The following is a 23454-nucleotide window of genomic DNA, read 5'->3' as shown; positions in this document are numbered from 1 at the left end:
GTCCTGCCTGCTCTCGCCCCCAGGGCGTGGTCATCCCGGCCGCTCAGCCGAGGCGACAACTTCCCTGACACAGGGGGATACCTGCAGCCGGAGCCGATGATGGCTGTTGATGCCAAGTCGGGTTCTTGGGCTGCGTACTCATATGCGGGGAACAATCCAGTAAGGAACTCGGATCCGACCGGTCTGTTCATCCGGCCTGAAGGCGAATGCAAGAACTGGAGTGAGGCACTCGCACGAGCAAAGGTAAAGGCGGGATGTCAAAAGGAATCCGGAGGAGTCTCTTCCCAGCAAAGCTGCACAAAATGTGCTCTTCCGTGTGATATCTGCCCGTGGTTGGATGAGTCGACACCACCTACCGCCCGCATCTTCGACATGACTGGCGGGATTCGTGGTGGCCTGAATCCGGACCGGACGCAACTCGGGCTGGCACGTTGGCTCTGCGGAAACACGACCGTGCCAGGGTATTCGTTCGACAATACCGAAGAGCTCGCGCAAATGCTCATACACGAGGCCATCCATATGTGTCAGACTATTGGCATCACGGCGCCTTCCGCCAAGGACGGCTGGGGTACCCCGTTCGGCAAATGGAGCCCGGGCTGGGACGACACTGAGGACACCGTTGAGAAGTGCTGGAAGGAGTCATCATGGCATTCCACCGGCAATGGCTGCGGAGGGCGGCGTCCATAGGCGCTGTACTGGTCTTTCTTCTCTGCTCAGCGCTTCTGCTTGATGCGAGTGGCGTCTTCGACGAAGGGTCTTGCAGGCGATCAGACGATTGCCCTGTGGGTCGTAAATGCATCACGACAGTCCACAGGCAGATAGACAAAGGACGTTTCAGAGCAGTTCACAGCTGTGAAGTTCCTTGCTCTTCTGACGCGGATTGCCCAGGCGGGCAGTCGTGCTTCCATCTTGAAGACGCAGACGAGCCGATTTGCGTAGAGGCCCATTGATCACGACCAGCAACGCCACGCTGCATTGTTGATCCAAAGTATAGGAAGTATAGGACGGAGAGGAGCCCTGGTGAGGGCGGCGGGCTGGTGAAGAGGGGCCAAGAAGGGCCGCTGGAGGGGGCCGCGGGCTGTGCGCCGTGCCGGAGCAGAGGCTGTGCTGCGGCTCGGGGCACATGCCGGCCCAAGCGGTCGAGCCAGACGGCAGGCCGCGAGGGCAATGCCAGGTGCTCCAGAATGGCGCGCCCCTCACCGGGGGCCGTCAGGTATGCCCGCACTCTCCTGCGGCCTCCACACTTCACGCAGGCGAACACGTCGAAGTCGAACGTCCTCCTCAGCAATTCGGCCCCGTCCACTCGCGGCGTTCTCTGCTTCATCCGCTCCGTTCTGGCCGCTGCCTCCTTTCCCGCTCTCGCCTCCTCCTCACCTGCTGCGGGGAACGCTGACACGGCGTTGTCACGCGCCGTGAAGACAGCGCGACGCGAACCGCGCCATCGAGGACAGCAGGCCGTTCGAAGAGCTGTTCGCGCGGGATCGAGCACCCGCGGCGCGGGGCGCGCTCAATGGGGGTTGTCGAACGGGATGCCGTCGCGCACGGCAGGCGATGGCCTGCTCCGTGAGGTTGATGGCCTTGACCCGGTGGCCGCTCTTGTCGCTACTTCTCCCCTGTGAACCCGGGAGCGCCGGAGAAGTTGCGGGCCGCGATTTCGGAGGCAGCCCGCTGAGCGTCCAAGCCGGGCCGAAGCCCGGCGGCCGTGCGCGGCGCTCCTGCGCACGAAGGATCCGGCCTCGGCCCAGAGCCCGTGCCAAGCTCGCGCCCAACGGGAGGCGGCAGTTCCCGAAGCACCCGCCTGGGCACATTGCGTCAGGGAGCGGCCAGGGACGTGGCGCAGGCGGACTGGTAGTCCTGGAGCCTGGCCTGGAAACGTTCCTTCTCGGGCGCGGGCCATTCCGCGGGCAGCAGCTCCACGGCCTTCTGTTGTTCGGCCAGTGCGGCGGTGCACTGCTTCAGCCCGAACTGCGCGGCGGCGGCGGTCTCCAGCACATAGGGATTGTGGCTGCGTCGCACGAAGGGACGCACCGCACGGAGGGCCGGCGCATACTGGCCTGACTGCACGAACTGCCACGCGGACTCGATGGCCGCCCACCCATTCCTGGGCGCCAGGAACCAGGTGCGGGCGACGGCCTGGGGATAGAGCGGATCTCCTGGAGCCTGCTCCGCGAGCTTCCGGGCCAGGTTGAGCCATGCCGAACGGCTATCGGGATTCTGGCGCACCCGCAGCCGGGCCCAGTCCTGTTCTTGTTGCCGGGTCAACGTGAGCCCGCTCGGGATGAAGCGCACGTAGAAGGTGTAGTCAGTCCTCATGGGATGCCCCGAGAGGGTCGCGGGACGGTATCGCGCCGACTGAAGCGCCGCGAGGTTCTGCTCGATGCCGGGAAGCCGAGCCCCTTCCACGACCGTGCAGTCACGCACGTGGCCATCCGTGTCGATGTGGCACTGGAAGACCATGAATGCGAACGCACCTTGCTCGACCAACGTCTCGGGATACCTGAAGGCCGCCGGAGAGATCGGCTCCGGACGGGTGAGCGCCCCGGACGCGAACGTGCAAGCTTCGGCGAGCTCCGCGGCGCACGCGGCCGAGACGTCCTGGAATGCGCGGAGGACGGCATCCTCTCCGGGGGTACCACGCAGCGTCTTGACCGCCTCCTCGAAGACGCGAGGCGCCTGCGCTGGATCCAGTTTGGGCGGCGGCCCGGGCGGGGCCTCGTCCCCTATCGACAGGTCCCAGAGCCCTGTCGACGGGAGGCCCCTCTTCGACTGGAAGTCCTCCATCACGGACATCAGATGCCCATGGCTCGCGGGCAGGGTCGGGATGCCCGGATGGGCACATCCGGTGACTCCAAGTACCAGGGACAGGAACAGCCAGCGCCAACACATGGGTCCGTACTCTAGACCACGAGGCAGTGCCGGACGAATGAGGCGTCCATGAGCAAGCCGTGATGACGCGAGGCTGCGTCATTCCCATCACCTTCCATGCAACGGAGCCCGAGGAGGTCCAGCGCTTCGTGGCGATCACGGCGCTGGGCCCCTGAAGCGGCTCGCCGCCTTGCCAGCCCCTGCCGCCGAGGGCGAAAGGTGGCTGGCAGGGGGTTGAAGCGAAGCCCCGGCGACCCACGCTGCACGCGGGCTCGCCGAGGCTCGACGTGGCCTGCCTCGATGCCGCCTTACTGGACGGCGCGGAGCCCGGGCTGCTCGTCAGACAGCGACGTCAGGAGGCGGTCGCCCTCGGTCTCGTCGATGGGCACGAAGCGGCCGAGGTCCGCCCGGTAGGCGTGGACCTGCGCCGCCCCGATGTCGAACCACCAGCCGTGCAGCCGCAGCGTCCCCGCCGCGAGCCGGTCGCGCACGATGGGGTAGGTCTTCAGGTGCTCGAGCTGCTCGAGGACGTTCAGCTGGGAGAGGCGATCCGCGTCGGGCAGCCCCTCGCCCACCTGGGAGTTGTTCTCACGCAGCTTCTTGAGCGAGGGCGCTCCGTGCGCGAGCCACTTCTCGAGGTTCGGAGCGCCGTCCACGGCGCCGCCGGCCAGGATGGCCTTCATCGCGCCGCAGCCCGAGTGGCCGCAGACCACGACGTCCTCGATGGGCAGGAAGCCCAGGGAGAACTCGATGGCCGCCGCCTCTCCGCGGTCCGCCGAGGGCTGACCGCCGGGCGTGGCCGACGGGACCAGGTTTCCCACGTTGCGCACGGTGAAGAGGTCGCCCGGGTCCGTGGAGACGAGCAGGTTCGGCACCACGCGGCTGTCCGAGCAGCTGATGAAGAGGCAGTCAGGGGATTGCCCCTTCGCGAGCCTCGCGAAGGTCGCGCGGTACGAGGGCAGCGTGTGACGCTGGAAATCGAGCAGGCCTCTGATGAGCTTCTTCACTGCACACCTCCGGGAGAGAGAGTCGAAACGTGATGAACGGGGGAGGAAGGGGTTGGCGCCGCGGAGCCCGGCGCCGGGCCCGCACGCGCGCTGCGCCGGGTCCAGACGTCCTCGAGCGGCTCCATGGTCACGGTGCCGCCCGTCTTGCGATACGTGTCCGCCCAGCTCTCGAGCGCCTCGAAGCCGGAGTGGTCGAGCGTGTTCACCGCCACGTCCACCTCCACCCGGGAGCCCGCGGGGACCTTCGCGAGCGCCGTCGACAGCTTCGGCACCCCGACGAACGTCAGCGCTCCGCTGATGCAGACCTGATGAATGCCATTGGCGGCGCGGATCTCCACGCGCACCTGGCCCAGCTGCCACAGGAGCCGGAGGATGGCCGCGCCGAGTCCCAGACCGATGCCCGCGAGCAGGTTGATGCCCACGACGCCGAACACGGTGATGAGGTACACGGGCAGCTCACCGCGGTGCCGCAGCTCCCGGATGTGGGCCAGGTTCACGAGCTTCATGCCCACGTGCACGAGCAGGCCGGCGAGCACCGTCAGGGGCACGTACGCCGCCAGGCGCCCCAGCAGGGTGATGAAGGCGAGCATCCACACCGCATGGAGCACCGCCGACCAGCGCGTCTTCGCGCCGGCGTTGATGTTCGCCGCGCTGCGCACGATGACGCCGGTGATGGGCAGGCCGCCGAGCAGACCGGAGACGGTGTTCGCCACGCCCTGCGCGAGCAGCTCGCGGTCCAGGTTCGCCCGCGGGCCCGTGTGGAGCTTGTCGGTCGCCACCGCGCTCAGGAGCGATTCGGCGCTCGCCACGAGGGCGAGGGAGAACACGGCGACGAAGAAGGCGCCCCACATGGAGCCCTCCGGAAGGGACGGCAGCTTGATGGCCGCCAGCGCATCCGCCGCCAGCTGCACCCGCGCCACGTCCGCGTTCATCACCGCCGCGACCACGGTCCCGCCCACGACCGCCACCAGCGGCCCCGGGACCTTCTTCAGCCGCCCGTTCGGCAGGAACCCCCACGCGATGAGGACTCCCAGCGTCAGCAGGCCCAGCAGCGTGGCCGCTCCATGAAGGTTGAGGATCTGCCCGGGCAGCTCACGCAGGTTGTTCCAGGCATTGCTCTGCGGAGAGCCACCGAGAACGATGTGCACCTGCCCCAGCACGATGAGGATGCCGATACCCGCGAGCATCCCGTGGATCACGGCCGGCGAGATGGCCAGCGCCGAGCGCGCGACCTTCAGGCCGCCGAGCGCCACCTGCACGAGTCCCGCCGCCGCCACCGCCGCGCACGTCACGGCGAAGCCCAGCTGCTGGATGAAGCCGAAGACCATCACCGCGAGGCCCGCCGCGGGGCCGCTCACGAGCAGCGGCACGCCGCCCAGGAAGCCCACCACCAGGCCTCCCACGACGCCGGCAATGAGTCCCGCCATGATGGGCGCTCCAGAGGCGAGCGCGATGCCCATGCAGAGGGGCAGGGCCACCAGGAACACCACCAGCGAAGCTGGCAAATCCGAAGCGAGAATCGCCTTCAACGACGGCTTCGCCTCTGCAGCCTTTACATCCGAAGTCATTGCACGCGCTCCCTGTCATCCGCCGGGCCGCAACCGGGGCTCGACGTGACAGGGGGCTACGCAAGCGTTGTGCCAGACCGCCCCGGGCCCCTCCCGTCGGGGGCGTGGCGCTTCCAGACCGGGCGATGAAAGAAACGTGAATCCGTCGGTCCGGGCGATGAACGAATTTTAAATTCCTTCACTCCGAGGGCGGGCTCTCCTCCATGCGGCGGAGGAAGGTCGGGTAGGACAGACCCAGTGCGCGGGCCGCCTCCACGCGCCTGCCTCCGAGCTGCTCGAGCACGTGCCGGACGTAGAGCCGCTCCACTTCATCGAGCGGCCGGGGTGGGCCCGACACGAAGAACGCGTTGGGGTCGATCGGGGCCTGCGCGCCGCCCCCCTTGGCGAGCGCCTGGAGCTCGAGCGTGGGCCCGCCCTCGAGCACGAGCGCCCGCTCGAGCACGTTGCGCAGCTCCCGGACGTTGCCGGGGAAGGGATAGCTCAGCAGGCGCTCCTCCGCGGCGGGTGAGAAGGGGACCGGGCGCCGGCCGAGCTCCGAGCTGAGCTCCTGCACGAGCGTCCGTGCGAGCGGCAGCACGTCCTCACGGCGCTCACGCAAGGGGGGGACGTCCACCCGGAACACGCTCAGCCGGAAGAGGAGGTCCTCGCGAAAGCGCCCGGCGGCGACCTCCGCTTCGAGGTCCTTGTTGGTGGCCGCCACGATGCGGGCGGTGCTCGTGAGTTCCGTCATCCCGCCGAGCCGCCGGAAGGCCCCCTTGTCGAGGAACGTGAGCAGCTTGGCCTGGAGCGCGAGCGGCAGCTCACCCACCTCGTCGAGAAAGAGGAGCCCGTCGTTCGCGAGCTCCACGAGCCCGCGCCTGGCCGTCTTCGCGTCCGTGAAGGCGCCGCGCTCGTGTCCGAAGAGCTCGCTCTCCATCATCGTGTCCGGAAGCGCGGCGCAGTTGATCTGCACGAAGGCTCCCTGCTTCTGGCGCAGGGCGTGGAGGTGGCGGGCGAGCACCGCCTTCCCGGTCCCGGTCTCCCCGAGCAGGAGGACGGGGCTGCGCGGCGTGGTGGCGATCCGCTCCAGCATCACGAGCGTCCGCTGCATCGCCGGCGAGCGGGGCTCCGCCATCCGATGCCGTCCTTCAAGGACGCTCTCGGCCTGACGCAGCCGTTCCTGGAGCTGGAGGTCGCTCGCCGCGCGGCGTGCGCGCATCACCAGGTCGTCGATCTCGACCGGCTTGCTCAGGTAGTCGCGGGCACCCGCGCGGATGGCTTCGACCGCGCTCTCGATGTCGCCGTGCGCGGTCACCATCAGCACGATGGTCGCCGGAAGCTGGGCGCGCAGCTCGGGCAGGAAGTCGAGCCCATCTCCGTCCGGCAGCCTGCGGTCCAGCAGCACCAGGTCTGGCGCCTCGGCGGCGAGCGCGACGCGGGTCTCATGCAGTGAGCGCGCGACCCGGACGCGAAAACCCTCCTGGCTCAGCATGGAGGCCGCGAGCGAGGAGAAGGTCCTGTCGTCATCGACGAGCAGCAGGGAGGTGCTCATGAAGCCATTTTCTCAAGCGGGAGGCGAACCGTGAAGCGGCTGCCTCCGGGCACGCGTGTATCGGAAACGCTTCCTCCATCATGCGCGCGGATGGCCGTGCGCACCATCGGAAGCCCAAGCCCGATGCCCCTCGAGCGGCCCACCGCGAAGGGCTCCCAGAGCCTGGGCTCGAAGGCCGGGGGCACGCCTCCTGCGTTGTCCTCCACGAGGAGCACCACCTCCGCGCCTTCGCGCAGGAGCCGGACTTCGACGCGAGGCGTCGGCTGCTGTCCTGTGTCATGAGCCACGGCGCCCGCTTCGACGGCGTTGCGGATGAGGTTGTCGACCGCGGAGACCAGCAGCGTCGGATCCCCCTTCACGAAGAGCCCCTCCTGCAAGGAGGTCTCGACGGCGACATCCGCTGCTTCCGGCAGGAGCCTCACGGCTTGAAGCGCGTCCTGGACGAGCAGGTGCATCTCGCAGCTGCGCTGCTGCGTGGACTGGGGGGAGGCGAAGCTCAGCAGGGAGCGGGCGAGGTGTCCGAGCCGGTCCGCCTGGGAACGCAGCGCCTGGACGGGCAGGGCCGTCTCCCCTCCCTTCGCGCGAATCATGCTGAGCGCGGCCTGCATGCTGTTGAGCGCGTTCTTCACCTCGTGGGCGATGAGCGAGGAGGCCGTGCCGAGCGCCGCCATCGTCTCCTGGCGCCGCAGGTGTTCTTCGGCGGCCATCAGCGAACGGTAGGAGCGGCGCAGGAGCACGGTGAAGAGCAGGAGCACTCCGCCGAGCAGCGCGGTGTGAGTCCCGAGCTGGCCCAGGTAGCGGCGCTTGAGCAGCGCGCGGTCCCGCGCCTCGTCCTCGAGCACGACGAGCAGCATCTCGGTTCCGGGAACGAGCGCCGCCGCGCCGAGGAACCGCGCGCCTCCGAGCGTGACGGCCCCTGGAGCGTCCACCAGCGGGCGAAGGTGCGCGGCGAGATCCACCTGACGCAGGAGGGGAGGGGGCGTCGCCGGGAGGAGGAGCCGGCCGCGCTCGCCGAGCAGGGCGACCATGGACTCGTTCGTCCCGCGATGGGGCGGCAGCAGCTCGCTCGCCGTCGCGAGCTCACCCACGAGGAGGCCCACGACATGGTCGTCGCGCACGATGGGGACCGCGACCGCGATGAGCCCTCCGCCTTCCTCGTCCACCAGTCCCACCGAGGCGGCCTGCTTCTCCATCATCCGCCGGAACCAGGGGCGCGAGGTGAGCGCTGTGCGCCCGAGCGGCATGTTCACCGGGTCGCTCCAGATGCGCTGGCCGGTCGCGGACACCAGCGCGACGCCCCCCGAGAAGAGCGACGTGTGGCCGAAGGCATTCTCGAGGAGCGCCAGCTCGGGGCCTGCTACTCCGTCCTCGGGTCTGAGCGACGGGTGCTCCGCGAGCCGTTGCAGCTCCGAGCGCAGCAGTCCGAGGTGAGCGCCCAGCGCCTGGGCCTGGAGGCCCGCGCGGTCCGACAGGTGGATGAGGAGCTCGCCCTCCGCCGCCTTCACGTCCGCCTGGTAGGTCACGAAGGGACTCACGAAGGCGGCGCACCAGAGGAGCATCAGCCCGACCACGGCGGACCGGCCGGCTTTTTGCTGCGTGCGGAGGAGCTCTCCCGGCGGAGGCACGAGAGAGGTCAGGGAGGGATGGGCCGGGGGCGGCGACATGTGCCCATCTTCAACATATTTCGGCCCGCTCCGTGTGGCCGCGGTGAAGGCCCCTGCTGCGAGCAGGCGTTGTATGACTCCGAGCGCACCCAGAAGGTGGCGCTGGAGTTGAAAGGCTCGTCCGCGAAGTGGGTGACCGCTTACCAGGGCCGACAAGTAGAGGACGGAGAGGAGCCGTGTTGAGGGGGGCGGGCTGGTGAAGAGGGGCCAAGAAGGGCCGCTGGGGGGTGCCCCGCGGGCTGTGCGCCGGGCCGGAGCAGAGGCTGTGCCGCCGCTCGGGGCACAGGCCGGCCCACTTCACGCAGGCGAACACGTCGAAGTCGAACGTCCTCCTCAGCAACTCGGCGTAAGTCCACTCGCGGCGTTCTCTGCTTCATCCGCTCCGTTCTGGCAGCTGCCTCCTTTCCCGCTCTCGCCTCCTCCTCACCTGCTTGGGGGAACGAGGGGCCGGGGCTGGTGGATAGGGGTAACCTCTTCGTGCCCTTCTTCACCACCAAGCCCCAAGGCAGCGGCATCGGCCTGGCGGTGAGCCAGGGTTGGCAGCGCGGCGCACCTCGAATCACGACTTCATTGCTTGGTGTACTTGCCCCCAGCCTTGTCCCAGCGACCTGGTACTGGAGGGGTGAGGAGCTCCCGGATTTTCAGGGCCAGGAGCATTTTCTGGTGCGCCTTGTCGGCTTCCAAGAGGAGCTCGGCGATGCGCTTCCATTGGAAGTCCTTGTTCCGTACAAGCCGGTCGACTTCTGACAATTGCTTCGACCGAGGTGACAGCGTACCAGGCTTGACATGGTTGGGGTCGAATGCATCTCCAGGGTCATCCGTTCGTAACTCGGCTTGCGGGCCCACCTCGAGGTTCGCGGGGAGGTTGAGCAGCAGTTCTTCATAGTCCGTTTTTTCGGCATGGGGCCGGATCCGGGCCTGGATATACCTCAGGAATACACGGAGCGGCTCGCCTTCTTCCTTCGCGGTCTCGAGCTTCTGGGCCAAGGCCTTCAATGTTGCTTGAGAGACCTTGTGGTGCAGCGATCCAATCCCTCTCGGGAAGAGGGTATTGAAGGTGGGGTCCTCCGCGAGCCGTCTGGCATTCTCTCGGATCTGCTTCACCGCCCAACTGCCGTTGGCACGGGACCCGTCGCCTAGCGGTGCCTTGGCGTCATCCACAATCCATTTCGCCAGGAGGGTATCCATCTGGATTTTGTATTTGCTGCCCCATTCTGCCTTGACTGTTTCGAGTCCGGCTTTGTGGAAGGGGGACAGCGCGCTCTGCCATTTCTGGAGCATGGCCTGGAGGACTTGTTTTTTCACTTTGAGTTCCGGTCCCACGAACGCGTAGAGTTCTTCATCCGCCTTGGTCCACGTGTTCGAATATCCTGCGGTGCCTTTTCCGGTGGGCGCCTTGCTCGCGGCCGCGGCTGCGGCTGCGGGAGCACCGTCTTTCGCGGCGGCCCCAGCTCCGGCAGCGGGAGGGGCCTTGTTCTTACCCTCCGCCTTTCTCGCGGCGTCGAGCTTCCTCTGCAACCGACGCGCCTCATTGTTCTTTTTAGGGGCCGCTGGCGTCGCGGATTGGGCGGCGGCGGCAGCGGCGGCACCATTGCCAGCGGCGCCAGCAGCAGCGGCGGCGGATACCCCTCCAAGAGCGGCGGCCGGACTCTTGAGGTGACTGGCGTTCGCGGCTTGCTTGCACGAGACGCAATCCTGGGCCACTTGCTTGTGTTGGCAGCGAGTCGGCTGGTTGCATTTCTGGCAGTCGTCAGGCCGGAACCCGTGGTCGCAATGGGAACCCGTGCCGCCCTTGCTGGAGACCCCCTGCGCCTCGGCGGCCATCTGTTGTTCGACTGACTTGGCAGCGGCTGCCGCGGCTGAGGGGGGCATGCCGCAGCCAGTGCAGCAGGTTCCGTCTTCCTCACTCGCTAGTTCGGTTTCGCAGTACTGGCAGAGCATGCGTCGTCTTCTCTCTCTCGTGGTACCGATGTGACAGCAACGGTGGTGCAGCAGCCGTTGCATGTCGTGTACCGCTCGTGACGAGAGGGAGAGGTGCTTCAAGCGAGGCGCATCCAGGTCCTCTCGGGACGCAAGCGCGTCTGGAAGACACGCAGGGAAGGACCTGGGTGGTGCGTCCGCGTAGAAGCCGCAGCAGGGGTGGCCCCTGTGCCGGGCCCAGCGTCGCAGGCCGCGAGGGCAATGCATGACTGGCGGACCTCCGCGCGCAGGCTTCCCACGAGCGCGTGGCCCAGGGCGTGGGTGCGGCTTGTGAGCGTCACCCCCAGCAGCTTGCCGCTGAGCCACCCTGAGATGCTCGGCGGGAACCTGCGCGGGTACGAACAAAGACATGGTGATTTCCCCTCGATAGATGCGGTGCGCGAAGGGAACACCGCGCCCCCACCGGAAGGTGTCACCTCGAACGTTCCGGGGGAGGGGACCCGGCGCGACCGGTCCTCCTGTCCAAGGGGCCGGGCTCCCAAGTCAGGCCGGACCCCGTCTTGGAATGAGGGCTTTTCTTGCCACGCCTGGAGTCAGGCTTGCCCTTACCAAGCCCCCCATGTCTGAATTCCCACCCGCCCCTTTCCCTTATCAGGAGAAGCCCCCATGTCTTCTATTCCCTATCGACGTCATGGATTGTCCATCCTATCGCTGCTCTCCGTCATCTCCCTGGCGGGCTGCGGAGCCGAACCCGACCTCACAGCGAGCGAGCCCCGGAGCACGGCGCCCGCGGAGTGGGCCGCGTGGCCCCGAGCCGCCCTGGAGCGCTCCGCGGCCGAGGTCGAAACGCCCTCCCAGTCACGCCTGTCGGAGCAGGCGTTGCGCGTGCGGGATGAGGCAAGGCTTGTCACCTCCCGTGGAATGGCGGTGGACCTGACGGGGGTCACCGCTTCGGCGCCCACCGCTGAGCGGGCGTTGGCGGCGCTCGCGGCCTGCCAGCCGAATGCCTGGGCCGTTCAGCCGCAGGTGGCGCCCGGGAGGATCCTGGGCGGTGTCGCCTACGGCGACGGCGTCTATGTGGCGGTGGGAAACAGCGGGGAGATCCTCACCTCCGGCAATGGGACGGCCTGGAGCGACCTGTCCACCGCTTCAAGCCCCTTCTCCTATCTGGACGTGGCGTACGGGAACGGGACCTTCGTCGCGGTGGGAACCGAAGGGCGCATCTCCCTGTTGAGCGGGCCCGTCACGGGGACCGTGTCCTTCGGTTCGGGCTTCGTGCTCGGCCACGTGGCCTATGGCAACGGGGCCTGGGTCGTCACGGGGTCCTACCTGGACGCCAGCTTCCATTGGTACTCGTTGATCATCGCGTCGACGGACGGAGGGCTCTCCTGGAACGTCGTCAACTCCATCCCCGCGTCGGGAGCGACCACCGCGAGCCGTGGCGTCGCGTTCGGGAGTGGCGTGTTCGTCGTGACGGGCCAGGAGGGCGACGTCTACTCCTCGTCCAATGGGACGACCTGGTCCTATGCCGCCTACGTGCCCGGCGCGACCTTCAAGTTCGTCGCCTCCGGCGGGGGGCAGTTCGTGGCGGGCACCTCGGATGGAAGGCTCTACAAGTCCACCACGGGGCAGTCGTGGTCCCTGGATGCGACGCCCAGCACCCTGGCCTGGTTCAGTGGCGCGTATCTGGATGGCGTCTGGGTCGTCGTCGGCCAGGGGGGACAGATCGCGAGTTCGTCCGGCTCCGGGTCGTGGGTGAGCCGGAGCTCGGGGACGTCGAACAGCCTGGAGGACGTGACCGCGGGACCGGCGGCCTGGGTGAGCGTGGGCACCTCCAACCCGGGCAATCAGCGGATCGTGACCTCGTCCTGCCCGTTGCCCGACCTGGCCCCCTTCACGCCGTCCGGCTGGTCCGCGCCCATCGTGGTGTCCAACCAGCCCGGGACGAGCACGAACAGCGCCGTCATCACGACGGCCCAGTCGGTCTACATCGACCTGGCCTGGGCCAACTTCGGCAACGCCGACGCGGGGCCCTTCACCGTCCTGCTCACGCTGCAGGGCAGCTCCCTGGTCACCGCGTCCTCCACCGGTCTCCTGTCGCTGTCGGGCCAGGGGGTGACGGACATCCAGCTGAATCCCCTGCCCGCGGGCACCTACACCCTCACCATGCGCGTGGATGATGGCAATACCGTCCAGGAGAGCAACGAGGCGAACAACAGCTACACGCGGACCTTCACCGTGAGCCCCTGAGCGGATGGCGCACGGCCGATGGCGGCAGGGGGGGCCACGTGCCGCCAGAAGGAGGCGGGGACGCGTTCGCGGCCCCGCCCGGCCCGCGCCTCCGTCAGGTGTTGTCAGCGCAGGGCGGCCCGGGAGGAGCGCCCTCGGAGATCGAAGCAGGAGGGCTTCTTTGACGCCACCGGGCTCGGACATGCCCGGCCTGGGGCCGCCGAGCGCGGCGCCACCGGGTTCGGCCGCGCCGCCCGTCCTGAAGAGATCCGCGCTTCGCATCACCAGCCGGTGCTCGATCAGCGCTCGCCGCGCACCGGATTCATCCAGGGTCAGCACCGTCAGACCGTAGGCACGGGTGGTCTGGTGGTCTTGTTCATGATCTCAAGGTGACGCCTGAGACAGTTTACAAAGAATGCATTGACCGACGCGCGGGCCCCGCAAACCCGCATGACCCCGTGGACAAGGTCTCCACCCGTCGGGTGCTTGCTCGCGCTATCCACCATGAACAGCAGCCCCCCAAGCCCCTAGGTATAGGCAAGCGCCGCTTCACCACCCGCGTGCCCTCCGCGCGGAGGGCGGCGCTGACGTTCACGGTGCGCGAGCGGTTCCGCGAAGGGGCGCTGCTGGACATCGACCTGGACACGGGGCGCACGCACCAGATCCGCGTGCAGCTGTCGGAGGCCGGGTTCCCGGTGCTGGGGGATTCGCGCTACGGCACGGAGGAGGCGCGCAAGCATCCGGCGGCGCTCGCGGTGGGACGGCGGGCCCTACACGCGTGGCGGCTGGAGGTGCCTTCCTCCGCGACGGGCCAGATCATCCAGGTGGAGTCGCCATTGCCAGAGGACTTCCTGCGCGGGCTGGCGTTGCTGCGAGGGTCATAGGGATTCCGGAGGGCCCACGCCTGCATGGATCCATTCTAGCGACCGCGGCGGCCATGCTAGGCTTTGGACGCTGGGGAAGAACCAGTGTAAATTCTGGTTTTGCATTGAATTCTGTTTTGGTCGGCGCAGGGAGTCAGGGGACCATGCAATCGCCGTGGGGAAGTGTGTCGTTGGTGGTGGCCCTGTTGCTCGTGGGCTGTGGACCCTCCACGAAGCCGCCGGATGCTGGGACGGAAGTGGACGCGGGCGTCACGGACGACGCGGGCGTCACGGACGACGCGGGCGTCACGGACGACGCGGACGACGCGGGCGTCACGGACGACGCGGGCGTCACGGACGACGCGGGGATGCCCGACAGCGGCGTGGCGGAGGCCCTGCCGTGCGAACGGACCCAGGGCGTGTGCGCGGGTGCCAAACGGGCGCTGGTGGATGGCGCCTACGAGCCGGTATGCACGGCTCGCTCCTATGGCGCGGACTACGAGGCGTCAGAGACGCGCTGCGACGGCCTGGACAACGACTGCGACGGCGTCGCGGATCCCGCGACCTGGTCGGACGTCGCTCCGATGAAGTGGGCACCCGCTGACAACACCGTGGACAGCCTCCGTGTGGCAGGGGGCTTCCTGATGGTCTTCGTCGACAGCCCGGAGGGGATCCAGGTGCTCCGGTTCGATGAAGCCCTCGCCCTGCGGGGCTCATCGCTCATTCCACTGCCTCCTGACTTCGCGCTCATCACGAGTGCCCAGTTGGTGCGCACCTCGCGCGGTGTCGCGCTCTCCTTCACCGCGATGAATTCGGACGGCGTCACGCGGGGACGCTTCGTGCCACTGGATGAACAGGGGACGCCCATCGGCTCACCGGAGGGCCTGGTTCTTTTCGAGGAACCGAGTGCCTTTGTCTTCACGCGTGTGGCTCCATCCCTGGATGGGGAGCGGATCGCCGTGGTCTGGACCCGCACCTTCGAATCCTACGAGGTGCGGGGCATGACCGTGGATGCGAGCGGACAGGCCCTGACGCCACCTCATGCGCTGTTCCAGTCGAGCGGGTTCCTTCTCTCCTCACCCTCGGTGGTGGGACTGGAGACGGGCGGCTTCCTGATGACGACGAACGAGAACACGGGCGATTTTTTCGGGGGGCGCGTCTGGCTGAAGCGTTTCGACCGAGAGCTCTCGCCGGATGACGGAGTGAAGCTCCTCCCGCTGGCGCATGGAGCCCTTCCCATGTTGCTGTGGCAGCCTCCCACGGAAGAGGGCGGCGTCGGGGAGCCCGTGATGCTCTACCGCGAACCCGACGGACACCTTCCCCGGGTCCACCTGGTGCAATCCCTGTTCGGCCCGAGCATGTCGGAGACGCTGACGCCCACGTCGTGGAGCCAGACCGGCGTGCTTGGCGCCACGATGACCTCCCGGGGGCTCCAGATGGCCTGGATCTCCTTGAGCGCCGCCTATACTCCTGGCTTGAGTGCCTTCTATCCGTGGAACGGACGGCTCTGGGGCCGGAGCCCCTCGGGCGTCGTGACGGAGTGGACTCCCGGACCCGCGCGCATGCCCATGGAGCGACAGGGCGACTGGGTTCGGCTGCAGGAGCTCCCGGGCTAGTGGATGGGCGCGCTCCTGATGACCGCCACGGAAACCCCCAGGGCCTACACCCTTCACTCGCTCCGCTACTGCGCTCCTTGAGGTCTGTGAACATGCAATGGGTCGTGAAGTCGTTGGGCAGCGTGTCGTTGTTGATGGCCCTGCTGCTCGTGGGCTGTGGTTCCAACACGAGCCCGTCGGGCCCCGGGCCGGATGCCGGCACGCAGGTGGATGCCGGGACGGATGCGGGCAGCACGGACGACGCCGGGACGCCCGACAGTGGCGTGGCGCAGGCCCTGCCCTGCGAGAAGACCCAGGGCGTCTGTGCCGGAGCCAGACGGGCCATGGTGGACGGCGCCTATGAGCCCGTATGCACCGCGCGCTCCTATGGCGCGGACTACGAGGCCACGGAGACGCGTTGCGACGGGCTGGACAACGATTGTGACGGGGTGGCGGATCCGGCCACCTGGGCGCAGGTGGATTCCCTGGGAACGCCGCCGTACGGAGGCCTCGTGGACAGCCTGCCCGTGTCTGGGGGCTTCCTGGTGGCATCCGTCGCGGGCTCGGACACGATCCAGGTGCGCCGTCTCGATGCGTCCCTGAAGCTGCAGGCCGTCATTCAGGTGCCCGTCGCGCCCGGCCCCGCTCCGATCACCTCGGTCAGCCTGGTGCGGACCGCACGTGGACCGGCGCTGGTCTACGTCGGGCGGTACGTGACCTCGGACGTCGTCTCGCAAGGTCGCCTCGTTCACCTGGATGAGCAGGGCAACCCCGTGGGCCCCGCGGGGGGCGTCGTCATCTTCCAACACTTCCAGGTCACGGTCTCCGCGCGGGTGGCCGCGAGCAGGGATGGGCAGCAGCTCGCGGTGGTCTGGAGCGCCACGAGCAATGCCAAGGAGGTGCTGGGGCGGGTCGTGGACCTGGACGGAGGCGTGGTGAGCGGTCCCTGGATCCTGTTCCTGACGAAGGAGGAGCAGGTCAGGCTCTCCACTCCGACCGTGATGGGGCTCGAGGATGGAGGGTTCCTGTTGATGGTGCTGGAAGACCATGGCGTCGACCAGCCGTCACGCATCCAGTTGATGCGCTACGACGGCAGCCTGTCGGCCGCGACCCAGTCGCGGGTGCTCGACGTGGGGTATTCGCCCACGGCCATGTTGCTGGGCGACAAGCCGTCGCTGCTCTATCGCGAGACGTCGGTTCGTCCTTCCCCGCTCAAGCAGGTCCGGTCCGTTCTCGAGGGGGGTGTTCCGGAAACGCTCGTGTCCACGACGGAGGGCGAGGTGCCGTGGTTCGGCGCCACGATGACCTCCAGGGGCCTCCAGATGGCTTGGCTCTCCGTGCGCGACGTGTCCCCCCAGGGGGCGGACGACACGTTCTTCAACTGGGAGGGCCGGTTCTGGACCCGGGGGCCCAACGGCCTCGCGAAGGACCAGAGCCCGGGCCCCCAGTACATGGCCCTGCACCGCTATTCGCAGTGGGTGTTGATGCATGAGCTCCCCGGACACTGGATGGGGGCGCTCCTGATGACCGCTACCAACATGCCGACGGAAAGCTACAGCCTCCAGTCCGTGCGCTACTGCGCGCCCTGAGTCTGGAGGCCCGCGGCGGCCCAGGCCGCGGGCGTCGTCTCGCGGAAGGCCCGCGGGGAGCAGCCCAGCTCCCTGCGGAACGTGTGGATGAAGTTCGACAGGTCCCCGAACCCCACGTCGAACGCAATCTCCGTCACCGGCCTTCGCGTGTCGCGCAGCAGGGCCAGGGCGTGGAGCACCCGCGTCCGCAGCAGGAACTGGTGCGGTGTGAGCCCCGTCTCCCGCTGGTCCGCGGACTCCTTCTGGAGCTCCAGCACCTGGAGCTCACCGACCACCACGGCCCTGGGCATCAACCTGTCCTCGGGCCAGACGTCGTTCAAACTGAAGACGGAGCCCCAGCGCGGGGTCTGCGTGAGGACGCCGTAGCCACCGCGGCGAAGGGGCGGGCTCAACCCGTGGGCCCGCCCTCGGAGGGTCCCTTGAAGTCAGCGGCGGACAGTCCGTGCCGCTTGAGCAGGTCGTAGAAGTCGCTCCGGTTGCGCCCGGCCATTCGCGCCGCTGCACTGACACTGCCATTGCAGCGGCGCATGGCCTCCGCCAGGTAGGCGCGCTCGAAGGCATCGCGGGCTTCGCGCAGCGAGGGCAGGTCCTCCGTCCCGGCCGGAACCACCGGCAGCTGCGCGCTCCCGGCCGGGGGCCGCTCCAGCGCCTGCCCCAGGCGGGGCACATGCCGCGGCTGGAGCTCGTCCGCACCGGCCAGGAGCACCGCGGCCTCCATCTCGTGGATGAGCTCCCGGACGTTGCCCGGCCAGCCATAGCGCTGCATCAGCTCCACCGTCGCGGGCGACAGGCGCGGCGGACGCAGGCCGTAGCGGCTCGCCGTGCGCTCCAGGAAGAGTTGCGCGAGCAGGGGGATGTCCTCGAGCCGCTCGCGCAGGGGTGGCAGCTCGATGGGCACCACGTGCAGCCGGAAGTAGAGGTCCTGGCGGAAGCGCTTCGCGGCCACCTCTTCCGCGAGGTCCCGGTTGGTGGCGGCGACCACCCGCACGTCCACGGGCTCCTCCACGTCCGCGCCCACGCGCGTGAGCCGCTGCTCCTGTAGCACGCGCAGGAGCTTCACCTGCACGGACGGGGACGCCTCGCCGATTTCATCCAGGAACAGCGTGCCGCCGTTGGCCGCGCCAAACAGGCCTTCGCGCTCGCGCACGGCCCCGGAGAACGCGCCCTTCACGTGACCGAACAGCTCGCTCTCCAGCAGCTCTGGCGGAAGGGCGCCGCAGTTGACGGCGACGAAGCGCCCCGTGTTGCGGCGCGAGAGCACGTGGAGCATCCGCGCCGCCAGCTCCTTGCCGGTGCCACTCTCGCCGGTGAGCAGGACCGTGGCGTCGGTGGGGGCGATGCGGGCAATCACCTCGCGCACGCGCGAAATGGCCTCGCTGATGCCCAGCAGCAGGGGCTCGCCTTCCTCCCCCATGCGCCGCCGCAGCTCGGCCACCTCCTGGCGCAGCAGCGAACGCTCGAGCGCGTGCGTGAGCTTCTGCATGAGCTCGTGGTCGTGAAACGGCTTGGTCAGGAAGCCGTAGGCCCCCTCCTGCATGGCCTGCACCGCGGTTTCGATGGAGCCGTGCGCGGTGAGCATGATGACGGACAGCTCGGGCGCACGCTGCCGCACGGCCCGGAGCACATCCATGCCATCCATGTCCTCCAGACGCAGGTCGAGCACCATCGCGTCCACGCGCTCCTGCGAGAGCCTGCGCAGGGCGGCCTTGCCCTCGCCTTCCACGGTCACGCGGTAGCCGCGTGAAGTCATCCGCATGGACATCAGCTCCGCGAGCTGGAGGTCATCGTCCACCAGGAGCACATGGGGCTGCTGGACGGGGGGCTCAGGCGTCAAGGCGGCCTCCGGGGGACGCGGAGTCTTCAAGGGGAATCCAGAAGGTGAAGGTGGCGCCAGGCCCGGAAGTGTCCGCGAGCGACAGCTCACCGCCATGCGCGGCGACCATCTCACGCGCGATGGTCAGGCCCAGCCCCGTGCTGCGGCGCCCGCCGACCTCGAGGCTCGCGAAGGGCCGGAAGATCCACTCGCGCGCGTGCGCGGGCACGCCCGGGCCCTGGTCCGCGACGGACAGCTGGACCGCGGGAACGGCGCTGGCGGCGCCATGGCGCTTGCGGCTCACCAGCTCACACGTGATGCGCACCGTCTTGCCCGCGCTGGAGACCGCGATGGCGTTGCTCACCAGGTTGGACAGGGCGCGCTCGACCAGGGGGTCGTCGATGGGCGCACGCACGGGCTTCGAGGCGGGGTCGTACACCAGCTGGACCTTGCGCTCATCCGCTTCGAAGGCAAGGTCCCGGAGGACGTTCTGGACGATCTGGTCCACCGAGGCCCCGGCGTTGCGCTGCAGCGGCTGGCCGGACTGCACGCGCGACAGGTCCAACACGGAGGTCACCATGCGGATCTCCCGCTCGCACGCGGCCTGGGCGAGCTTCACCACGCGGGCCTGCTGCGGCGTCAGGGGGCCCGTGCTGCCATCGCCCAGGAGCGAGAGGGCCTCGCGCACCCGGGCCAGCGGCGTGCGCAGGTCGTGGGACACCGAAGCCACGAACGCGCTCTTGAGCTGATCCAGCTCCGCCAGGCGCCCACGCATGCGGTCCAGGTCCAACGAGAGCGCGCGCAGCTCCTCGGGGCCTCGCAGGGGGGGCAGCGGGCTGAAGTCCCCCTGGCCGATGCGGCGCGCATGCGTGGAGAGCAGCGCCACCGAGTTCGACACCGCGCGCGCCTGCGACAGGGCGAGCGCTCCCGCGGCGAGGATGCCCAGGAGGCCGAAGAGTCCGCCGGAGCGCAGCGACGCCGAGCCGATGGCGCGCGCGTGGTCCTCCTTCGCCTGGATGGCCAGGCGCATGTCCCGCGTGCGCTCGGACCACACCGTGGTGAGGACCTCATCCAGGTGCAGCCGCCGCTCACGGAGGGGGAACGACAGCATCGACTCACAGGTGCCGGCCTGCTCCAGTTGCAGGGCGTACTGCACATAGTCCTGGGCGCTCGCGCGGAAGCCCGCGTCGAGTCGCTCCGAGCCGGCGCCGAGCGCGGTCTGGAGATCCTGGCGCGCGCTGGCGACAGCGCGGTGCACGGAGGCCGCGCTGCTGTCGTGCTGCTCGCAGGCCACCACGCCGCGCCGCACCGCCAGTTCGAGCGCCCAGGCCGCGACGTACACCCGCTGCTCCCGCTCGAAGGACGCGAGCTCCTCTTGGCCCACGCTCGCCACCACCTCGTGGGTGTGCATGAGGCCCACGGCCATCTGTGAGAACGCGGCCAACAGCAGCGCGGTGACCACGGCGTAGGACAACAGGAGCCGGGCACGCAGTCGAAGCACCAACATGGCGCGCAATCTAACCCGCGCCCGTGCGCACGGCCCGTCCCTTCGCACGGCCGTCTGTCGGTCCCAACAGTGTTGGTCGGAGCCGACAGGGCGCTGCTGGTGTGGACCGACAGCGGGGGCACGCCTCCCTCTGACACGGCCCCTGGCACGACACCTGAAAGGCGTGTCGTCCATGCGTTCGACGACCGCTCTCTCCAAGCGACCCTTCTCGACCCGCCGTGCGGGCGAGCTCCTCCAAAGCTGGCGCGAGATGGTGCAGCCCAGCAGCCTGCCAGCCGACGCGGCCGCCGGCCTGAGCGTGGCGTGCGTGGCCCTTCCCCTCAATGTCGCGCTCGCCACCGCGGCGGGACTGCCCGCGAGCGTGGGGCTCGTCTCCGGCGTGGTGGCCGGCGTCGTGGGCGGGCTGCTCAGTGGCAGCCGCTTCCAGGTCACCGGCCCGGAGGCGGCGCTGCTGCCCATGGCCGCGGCCATCGTGGCGGCGCATGGGGCCGCGGGCCTCGCCATCGCCACGGTGCTCGCGGGCGCCATGCAGGTGGCGTTGGGGCTCGTGCGCGCCGGCCGGTTCGCGCGGCTCATTCCCCGGCCAGTGGTGATGGGCTTCACGGTGGGCATCGGGCTTCTGCTGCTCAACACGCAGCTGCCGCGGCTGTTCGCGGTGGAGGACACGCATGCGAACGCCGTGGCGCTCGTGCTGCGGCGCACCTGGGGCGACCACGTGGGGTGGCTCGGGGTCGCGGCCGGAGCCCTCACGGCGCTGGCCATGGTGGGGCTGCCCCGGCTCCACAAGCGCATCCCCGCGGTCCTCGTGGGGCTGACGCTCGGCACCGTGCTCATGGTCACGCTCGGGGCGGGCTACGACGCGGTGGGCGCCCTGCCGCGCTCGCTGCCCATGCCGACGCTGCCGTCCTTCGAAGGCGTGCACCTCGCGTCGCTCCTGCCGGCGGCGTTCGGCCTCGCGTTGCTCGCGTCGCTGGGCTCGCTGCTCGCGACCAGCTCGCTGGACACGCTCACGGGGGCGCGCACCCAGAGTGACCTGGACCAGGACCTGATGGCGCAAGGCCTGGCCAACATGACCGCCGGACTCGTGGGTGGCTTCCCGGTGATGGGCGCCATCGTGCGCGCCAGCGCTTCCATTCAAGCGGGTGCGCGCACCCGCGCTGCTTCCGTCCTGCATGCACTGTGGCTCTTCGTGGCCATGGCGCTGCTCGCGTCCCTGGTGGCGCGAATCCCCATTGCCGCACTCACCGCCATCCTGCTGGTGGTGGGGGTGCGCCTGCTCAATCTGGAGGGCCTTGTCGCCATGTGGAATCAATCCAAGTCGACGTTGAGCGTGGTGCTCGTCACCGCGCTGGGTATCGCGGTGTTCAACGTGTTCGCCGGCATCGGGGCCGGGCTCGCGCTGGCGAGCATCCTCTACGTGCGGCGCCATGGCGCCCTGCGGCTGGAGGTGCAGCGGGTGACGGATGCGTCGCAGCTGCAGCGCAACCTGCACACGCAGGCCCCCGAAACGCCCCACACCCCCGAAGCGCTGGACCTCATGGTCGCGCGCGTGGACGGGCCCATCCTGTTCATCAACCACCTGAAGCTCTACGACCTCGTGGACGGCCCGCCATGGGCGAAGCTCGTGGTTGTCGACCTGTCGCGGGTGTCGCTCGTGGACGCCGCCGGTGTGGCGACGCTCCAGTACCTGGCGGAGTTCCTCGCCGTGCGCAGCGCGCACCTGGCCCTGGTGAAGGTGCCGCCCCATCTGGAGGCCGCGCTCGAGCCGATCGCGAAGCACCTGCTCGAAGGGCGGATGCACGGCTCGATGGAGGGGGCGCTCCTGGGCGCAGGACTCATGCAGCCCGCGCCCATGGAGCCTGTCGCCGCGCACGCGCACCCCGTGCCCCTGGAGCGTGTCGCCGGCCCCGCGCCCTCCGCGCATCCGTGAAGCGCATATCCGCGGCCGTGGCGGATCGAGCCCCCCGAGGCCCCCGGGGGCTCCCGCGCCGGCCCACCTGCTTCACGGAGCCCTGCGCGGTTGGAGGTCCTCCGCGGTCGCGCTCGGGGCCTGCCTCCGGGCGACCACGGCGCCGAAGACTCCGGCGGTGAAGAACATGATGACGCTGTAGATGGCCGCGGGAATGGCCATCACGCCGTCATTGAGCAACCGGGGGCTGGACGCGATGGCGATGGCGAGCGTGCCGTTGTGGATGCCCACCTCCATCGCGATCGCCACCGCCTGCTTGCGCTCGACGCGCAGCAGGCTGGGCACCACGAAGCCCACCGCCATGCTGGCCAGGTTGAAGGCCAGCGCCGCGAGCCCCACGCTCTGGAAGTACGTGACCAACTGGTCCCGCTCCTTGAGCGTCGCCGCGAGCACCACGAGCACCAGGAACAGCGCCGAGATGATGCGCACCGGCCGGTCCAGGCCATCCGCGAGCGCCGGCCGCTTCGCGCGCACGAACATTCCCAGCGAGATGGGCACCAGGACGATGCCGAACACCTGGACGATCTTCGCGAACTGCAACGGAATGGCGCGCTCCTCCCCCATGAAGTGCGCCAGGGAGAAGTTCACGATGAGCGGCAGCGTGAGCAGCGACAGCACGCTGTTGACCGCCGTCAGGCTGACGTTCAGCGCGACATCGCCCTTGGCCAAGTGACTGAAGAGGTTCGCCGTCGCGCCGCCCGGCGTGGCGGAGAGCAGCATCAACCCCACGGCGAGCTGGGGTGGTAGCCCGAAGCCGGTCGCGATGGCGTAACAGACCCCAGGCATGAGCAGCGTCTGACAGCCCAGGCCCACCAGCGCCGCGCGCGGATACAACGCAACGCGGCGGAAGTCCGCGAGGGTGAGGCTCAGCCCGAGGCCGAGCATGATGACGCCCAACGCAATCGGCAGGAACACTTCGGTGATGGCACTGCTCTGCATGGCGGGCCCCTGGCGAAAGCACACACTCTGCCAGAAAGCCCCGCTTCGCAGGAGCCAGCCGCTCCTGCGCCTCATCGACCGCTCATACTCTGGCTGCGACTCCAATGCCAGACGGAGGCAGCAAGGCGAAAGTATAGGACGGAGAGGAGCCCTGTTGAGGGCGGCGGGCTGGTGAAGAGGGGCCAAGAAGGGCCGCTTGAGGGCGAAAGCGCGGAACGCTCTGCGGAATCGGGGCAATTTCACTCCTCCACCTGCCCCTCCCCTGCCACACCTCGTCAGGGCTCACACTGCGGAGGGGCTCCCACGGGCTTCCGTGGAACCCCTGGCTGCTCGGGTGGTTCGAGGCGCGACCAGGACAGTGCGTCAGGAGGGGCGAACCCTGGACCGCTTCCCCG

Annotated in this window: 14 protein-coding genes and 1 pseudogene; 5 read left to right on the top strand and 10 right to left on the bottom strand. The window is 68.9% G+C overall.

The window, feature by feature from the left end; translation table 11 throughout:
- Positions 1 to 1812 precede the first annotated feature (1812 nt).
- The 6 genes from FOF48_RS25680 to FOF48_RS25650 form a co-directional block, all read right to left on the bottom strand.
- A complete protein-coding gene (locus FOF48_RS25680; RefSeq protein ID WP_143905568.1) occupies positions 1813 to 2886 on the bottom strand; it encodes an energy transducer TonB in 1074 nt (357 codons plus the stop codon).
- Between the two features lie 287 nt (positions 2887 to 3173).
- Positions 3174 to 3872, bottom strand: a complete 699-nt coding sequence (locus tag FOF48_RS25675) for a carbonic anhydrase (RefSeq protein WP_143905566.1) — start codon at positions 3870 to 3872, stop codon at positions 3174 to 3176.
- Complete coding sequence (locus FOF48_RS25670) at positions 3869 to 5440, bottom strand: SulP family inorganic anion transporter (protein WP_143905564.1); 1572 nt, start codon at positions 5438 to 5440, stop codon at positions 3869 to 3871. The genes FOF48_RS25675 and FOF48_RS25670 overlap by 4 nt, the downstream gene beginning before the upstream one ends.
- A gap of 178 nt (positions 5441 to 5618) precedes the next feature.
- Positions 5619 to 6971 carry a sigma-54 dependent transcriptional regulator gene (locus tag FOF48_RS25665; RefSeq protein WP_143905562.1) on the bottom strand — a complete coding sequence of 451 codons (1353 nt, stop codon included), beginning with the start codon at positions 6969 to 6971 and terminating at the stop codon, positions 5619 to 5621.
- Complete coding sequence (locus FOF48_RS25660) at positions 6968 to 8506, bottom strand: sensor histidine kinase (protein ID WP_255442654.1); 1539 nt, start codon at positions 8504 to 8506, stop codon at positions 6968 to 6970. Before FOF48_RS25660 ends, FOF48_RS25665 begins: the two co-directional genes overlap by 4 nt.
- A gap of 696 nt (positions 8507 to 9202) precedes the next feature.
- Positions 9203 to 10576 carry a hypothetical protein gene (locus FOF48_RS25650; protein WP_143905558.1) on the bottom strand — a complete coding sequence of 458 codons (1374 nt, stop codon included), beginning with the start codon at positions 10574 to 10576 and terminating at the stop codon, positions 9203 to 9205.
- A 645-nt stretch (positions 10577 to 11221) separates the two neighbouring features.
- Between FOF48_RS25650 and FOF48_RS25645 the strand changes: the two genes are divergently transcribed.
- From FOF48_RS25645 to FOF48_RS25630, 4 genes and pseudogenes are all read left to right on the top strand, one after another.
- Complete coding sequence (locus FOF48_RS25645; protein WP_143905556.1) at positions 11222 to 12805, top strand: CARDB domain-containing protein; 1584 nt, start codon at positions 11222 to 11224, stop codon at positions 12803 to 12805.
- 521 nt (positions 12806 to 13326) lie between these two features.
- Positions 13327 to 13668 (top strand): annotated as a pseudogene (locus tag FOF48_RS25640) (RluA family pseudouridine synthase); the annotation flags it as partial.
- A 143-nt stretch (positions 13669 to 13811) separates the two neighbouring features.
- Entirely contained in the window at positions 13812 to 15263 is a 1452-nt protein-coding gene (locus tag FOF48_RS25635) for a hypothetical protein (RefSeq protein ID WP_143905554.1), read from the top strand.
- A 92-nt stretch (positions 15264 to 15355) separates the two neighbouring features.
- Positions 15356 to 16831: a putative metal-binding motif-containing protein gene (locus tag FOF48_RS25630; protein WP_143905552.1), complete on the top strand. Its 1476-nt coding sequence runs from the start codon at positions 15356 to 15358 to the stop codon at positions 16829 to 16831.
- Here FOF48_RS25630 and FOF48_RS25625 read toward each other — a convergent pair.
- From FOF48_RS25625 to FOF48_RS25615, 3 genes are read right to left on the bottom strand one after another with little or no spacing between them, the layout of a single operon-like run.
- Positions 16816 to 17223: a helix-turn-helix transcriptional regulator gene (locus FOF48_RS25625; RefSeq protein WP_255442653.1), complete on the bottom strand. Its 408-nt coding sequence runs from the start codon at positions 17221 to 17223 to the stop codon at positions 16816 to 16818. The two genes, FOF48_RS25630 and FOF48_RS25625, sit on opposite strands and share 16 nt — an antisense overlap.
- Entirely contained in the window at positions 17220 to 18665 is a 1446-nt protein-coding gene (locus tag FOF48_RS25620; protein ID WP_143905550.1) for a sigma-54 dependent transcriptional regulator, read from the bottom strand. Before FOF48_RS25620 ends, FOF48_RS25625 begins: the two co-directional genes overlap by 4 nt.
- Positions 18655 to 20151 carry a HAMP domain-containing sensor histidine kinase gene (locus tag FOF48_RS25615; RefSeq protein WP_143905548.1) on the bottom strand — a complete coding sequence of 499 codons (1497 nt, stop codon included), beginning with the start codon at positions 20149 to 20151 and terminating at the stop codon, positions 18655 to 18657. Before FOF48_RS25615 ends, FOF48_RS25620 begins: the two co-directional genes overlap by 11 nt.
- A gap of 172 nt (positions 20152 to 20323) precedes the next feature.
- On the opposite strand from FOF48_RS25615, the gene FOF48_RS25610 reads away from it, so the two are divergent.
- Complete coding sequence (locus FOF48_RS25610; RefSeq protein WP_186002065.1) at positions 20324 to 22081, top strand: SulP family inorganic anion transporter; 1758 nt, start codon at positions 20324 to 20326, stop codon at positions 22079 to 22081.
- A gap of 72 nt (positions 22082 to 22153) precedes the next feature.
- Here the strand turns inward: FOF48_RS25610 and FOF48_RS25605 are convergent, their stop codons facing one another.
- A complete protein-coding gene (locus FOF48_RS25605; protein WP_143905544.1) occupies positions 22154 to 23059 on the bottom strand; it encodes a bile acid:sodium symporter family protein in 906 nt (301 codons plus the stop codon).
- Positions 23060 to 23454 lie beyond the last annotated feature (395 nt).

Origin of the sequence: Corallococcus sp. Z5C101001, assembly GCF_007352635.1 — a bacterium.
GTDB lineage: Bacteria > Myxococcota > Myxococcia > Myxococcales > Myxococcaceae > Corallococcus > Corallococcus silvisoli.
Note: the sequence above shows the minus strand (reverse complement) of the source record. Positions and strands in the feature narration are given on the sequence as shown.